General features: G+C 72.8%; 3 protein-coding genes. 2 read left to right on the forward strand and 1 reads right to left on the reverse strand.

Going from position 1 to position 4,675, the window contains the following annotated elements; all coding sequences use genetic code 11:
* Positions 1 to 109: 109 nt before the first annotated feature.
* Positions 110 to 1,876 (reverse strand): hybrid sensor histidine kinase/response regulator transcription factor, encoded by a 1,767-nt coding sequence (locus tag AE652_RS44470; RefSeq protein WP_159028650.1) that lies wholly within the window; start codon positions 1,874 to 1,876, stop codon positions 110 to 112.
* A 613-nt stretch (positions 1,877 to 2,489) separates the two neighbouring features.
* Here AE652_RS44470 and AE652_RS35605 point away from each other — a divergent pair.
* Entirely contained in the window at positions 2,490 to 4,199 is a 1,710-nt protein-coding gene (locus AE652_RS35605; RefSeq protein WP_234348660.1) for a 2-isopropylmalate synthase, read from the forward strand.
* A 172-nt stretch (positions 4,200 to 4,371) separates the two neighbouring features.
* On the forward strand, positions 4,372 to 4,675 hold a 304-nt coding region (locus AE652_RS35610; protein WP_049659141.1), incomplete at its 3' end, for an AAA family ATPase.

Genomic DNA, 4,675 nt, shown 5'->3' on the forward strand with positions numbered 1-4,675 from the left:
GACCGGGCCGACCGGGCCGACCGGGCCGACCGGGTGCGCGGGGCGGCGCGCCGGGCGGGGTGCCGGACGGCCGCGCGGGGGAGTCGGGAAGGAGCGTGCGGAGGAGGTCTCAGCCCGCCCGGTGGCGGTGGCAGGACTGGTCGTGCGGGGGCGCGATCAGGGAGGCGGCGATCGCCTTGTTCACGGCGTCGATCCGGGAGACCGCGCCCAGCTTGGCGAAGACGTTGCGCAGATGGCGCTTGACGGTGGCTTCGGTGATCGTCAGCCGGGTGGAGATCTGGCCGTTGCTCAGCGCCTGCGCGACCAGCTCCAGGATCTCCAGCTCCCGGGCGGACAGCACGTTCTCGGTGATGCCCTGCATCCGGGCCAGGCTGTCCCGGGAGACGGCCAGGACCATCCGGTCCGAGCCGCGGTGGACGCTGCGGACCGCCGCGAGCAGCTCGTCGCCGCACACGCTCTTCAGCAGGTAGCCCCGGATGCCGGCGTTGATGAGCCGTCGGAGCAACTGGGGGCCGTCGTACATGGACAGCATGATGATCTGCGAGGACGGCGAGAGCGCCCGCATCCTGGTGACGGTGTCGGTGGGCTCGCCGTCGGGGAGTTCGACGTCCAGCAGGACGACGTCCGGCCGGTGCCGGGCGACCTGGGCGATGGCGTCGCCGCTGTTGGCGGCCTCGCTCACCACCACCATGTCGTCCTGCGACTCCAGGATCTCGCGCACCCCCTCGCGGACCAGCGCGTGGTCGTCGACCAGGGCGACGCGGGTGGTGGCGGACGCGGGGTCAGCAGCTACGGCGTCGCGCGGGTTCATCGAGGAGCCGTCCTTTGAGAGGTACCAGAGATCCACCCTGGTGCCGTTGTCCGGACGGCTGTTGACCAGCAGTCGGCCGCCGAGCAGTTCGGCCCGCTCGCGCATCGAGGACAGGCCGACGCCGGCGTCGGCCGGCCGCTCCTGCGGCAGCCCGCAGCCGTCGTCCTCGACGGTGGCGCGGAGTTCGTTGGGGGTGATCTCGACGTTCACCAGCAGCACCGTGGCCCGGGCGTGGCGCAGGGAGTTGCGGACGCCCTCGCGGAGGATCAGGAACACCTCGTCGAGCACCTCCGGCGGAGCCCAGGCCTCGTCCCCGTTCACCCGGAGCCGGGCGGCCACGCCGTCGGGGCCCAGCGACTCCAGGTCGTTGAGCAGGGCCTTCTCCAGGCTCTTCAACGGCTGGCGGGTGTGCAGGTCGGAGGTGACCGCGCGCAGGTGGTGCATCGACTCCTGGATGGCCTGCTGGGCGGTGGCCAGCTTGACGCTCGCCCGGTCCGGCTGCTTGTCCAGGTAGAGGGTGTAGAGCTCCAGCTGGCGGTGGGTCACGCTCATGCCGTGCCCGATCCGGTCGTGGAGCTCGCGGGCGATCCGGCGCCGCTCGTCGAGTTGCGCCTCGTGGATCTTGTCGACGAGTAACCCGGTGTACGCGGCCACCGACTCGCGGATCCGCAGGGCGACACCGCGCTCCAGCGCGAGGGTGATCAGGGTGAGGGTGTCGACTTGTCTCGATCCGGGCGGAAGGTGGCTGAATATCGTCGACAGCGCCGCGTGGAAGAAGGCCGAGGAGGCCTGGACGGATTCCCGGGGGTGGACCCCGTCCGCCGCGCGTGTCGCGCCGACGTCCCAGGCCAGCAGCTTGCACGTCTGGTCGACCTCGACCTGCCCCACGCGCAGGCTGGTGACCACGTCGGCGACGATCTGACGGGCGGTGGCCAGGGCCTGGTCCAGCGAGGCCGGGCTCTGCGCGATGGCGTTGCCGGCCGCCCGGAGCGAGGCCTCGTAGGCCTCGACTATCTCGGGCGTGCGTTGTTCGATCAGGTCCGCCACCTGTTGGCGAGTCGTCAAGGCTGCCTTCTCCAAACCGGTCACGTGCCGGCCCCCGTGTCGCCTTGGCCAAGCGGGGTCAAGATACCAGAACGCCGTGCGAATTCGAGGGCGTGAAGATGGCCTCCGGGAGGCCCCCTCGCCGGTCGAGCGTGTTCGAATCTTCAACTAGTTCAAAGGCGCGGCCGGAATGCCGGGACCGGTGACAAAGGGGGGGTCGGCCGCGCCGTGAAGAAGTGGACGGCGGCGGTGGCCGGAAGTCGTCCCGTCGCGTCGGCCGCCACCCGGCCGGGCGCGGGCGGAGGGACCGCCGGTGGTACCGGGGCCGGAGCGGAGTGGCCCGGGGGTGGAGTGTCCACTACTCCCTTCGATACCCCCCGCTCATCCCTCCGGCGCGGATGGGCCGACAGCGCCGGCGAGACCGTTGTCCGGGACTACGGCGGCTCTCTAGCGTGACGTTCACAGGACGTCCGCAATCGACCGGTACTTCCTGCATGTCCGCAACAAGAGCATCACTCCGTGCATGTCCGCAACAAGACCAGTACTTCCCGCATGTTCGCAACAAGAAACAGTTGTGAGGAACCAGACCGTGAAGGCTGACCGGCTGCCCCGGCGCTACCAGGCGTTCGTCCCGATGACCCTGCCCGACCGCACCTGGCCGGACCGGACCCCCACGGCGGCGCCGCGCTGGCTCTCCACGGACCTGCGGGACGGGAACCAGGCGCTGGCCCGCCCGATGACGCCGGCCCGCAAGCTCGCCATGTTCGACCTCCTGGTGGCGATGGGCTACCGGGAGATCGAGGTCGGCTTCCCGGTCGCCAGCCAGGACGAGTACGACTTCGTCAGGATGCTGATCGAGCAGGACCGGATACCCGAGGACGTCCGCGTCTCGGTGCTGGTGCCGGCCCGCGACGAGCTGATCGAACGGACCGTGGAGAGCCTGCGCGGCGCCCGCGCCGCCACCATCCACGTGTACAACGCGACCGCGCCGCTCTTCCGCGACCTCGTCCTCGGGATCGGCCGGCAGGAGTGCGTCGACCTCGCCCTGCGCGGCACCCGGTCGATGATGCGGCACACCGAGCGGCTGCTGGGCGACTGCGAGGTCGGCTACCAGTACTCCCCGGAGCTGTTCAACGAGACCGAGCCGGAGTTCGCCGTCGAGGTCTGCGAGGCGGTGATGGACCTCTGGGAGCCCGGCCCGGGCCGCGAGATCGTGCTGAACTTCCCGGCCACGGTCGAGCGTTCGATGCCGCACGTGTTCGCCGACCAGATCGAGTGGCTGGACCGCACCCTCTCCCGCCCCGAGTACCGCTGCCTGTCGATCCACCCGCACAACGACCGGGGCACCGGGGTGGCCGCCACCGAACTGGCCCTGCTGGCCGGGGCGAAGCGGGTCGAGGGCTGCCTGTTCGGCGGCGGGGAGCGGGCCGGCAACGTCTGCCTGGTCACCCTCGGCCTCAACCTGCTGACCCAGGGCGTCGACCCGGGCATCGACTTCTCCGACATCGACCGGGTGCGCCGCACCGTCGAGCACTGCTCCGGACTGCCGGTCTCCCCCCGCCACCCCTACGGCGGCGAACTGGTCCACACCGCCTTCTCCGGGACGCACCAGGACGCCATCAGGAAGGGCTTCGCCGCCCTGGAGGCCGAGGCCGCCGCCGCCGGCGAGAGCCCGCGCGACCGCGCCTGGCGGATGCCGTACCTGCCGATCGACCCGCAGGACCTCGGCCTCGGCTACGAGGCGGTGGTCCGGGTGAACAGCCAGTCCGGCAAGGGCGGCGTCGCCCACGTCATGAGCGCCCGGCACGGCCTGGACCTGCCGCGCGGGCTGCAGATCGAGTTCGCCCGCACCGTGCAGGCGGTCGCCGAGGCCACCGGCGCCGAGGTCGCGCCGGACCGGATCGGCCGGCTCTTCGAGCGGGAGTACCGGTCCACCGCGGACGAGACCAAGCCGCTGGCCGTGCGCCACGCGCCGGTCCCCACCGAGCTGTTCGTCGACGGGGCCGGCCCCGCCAGCGCGGACGGCACGGTCCGCGCGGAGGAGGTGCGCAGCCTCGGCGCGACCCTGGCGCCCTGGGGCGTCGAGGTCCGGGACGTCCGGCACACCGGCCCCGAGGGCAAGTCCGCGGACCCGGGGCGGGAGGCCGCCGTCTACGCCCGCTGCGCCTTCCCCGACGGGCCGGCCTGGGGCTTCGGCCGGGGCCCGGGCCTGCACGCCGCCGCCTTCTCCGCGATCCGGGCCGCCGCCGCCCGGGCCGGCCAGGGCCCGGCCGAACCGGACCCGCCCGCACCGGAGCCGGCCCGGACCGAGGGCGCCGCCCCGCTCCCCGCCGAGCACCGCTGAGCCCGAACACCAGCTGGGCCCACCACAGACCCACCGACGGGGCACCACCGGGAGCCCCGGAGCAGCACCGAGCACCACCCAGCACCACCCGAGCAGCACCGAGCACCGCTGAGTCCCACGCAGCCGGTTCCCCCACCCACACCGCACGTACGCACGAGAGAAAGTCTGAGCAATGATGCTGGTCGAACGCGATGAGCACCTGGCCTTCCTGGCCGGTCTGCTGACCGAGGCGGTCGGGGGCAGGGGACGGATCGCCGTGGTGAGCGGCCCGGCGGCCACCGGAACGAGCGCCCTGCTGGACGAGTTCGTCGAGCAGGCGGCCGGGGCGGGCGTCCTGCCGCTGACGGCGGTGGGGTCGGCCGCCGAGACCGGCCTGCCGCTCGGCGTGCTGGGCCAGCTGCTGCGCGGCGCCCCGGTGCCGGCCGAGCAGCGGGCCGCCGTCCGCGAACTGCTCGCGGCCGGCCCGGACCGGCGGG

Origin of the sequence: Kitasatospora sp. MY 5-36, assembly GCF_001182915.1 — a bacterium.
Lineage (GTDB): Bacteria > Actinomycetota > Actinomycetes > Streptomycetales > Streptomycetaceae > Kitasatospora.

Bases quoted from the DNA above. Each gene is read 5' to 3' on its own strand.
- AE652_RS35605 (WP_234348660.1), top strand. From the start codon at position 2,490: ATGACCCTGCCCGACCGCACCTGGCCGGACCGGACCCCCACGGCGGCG.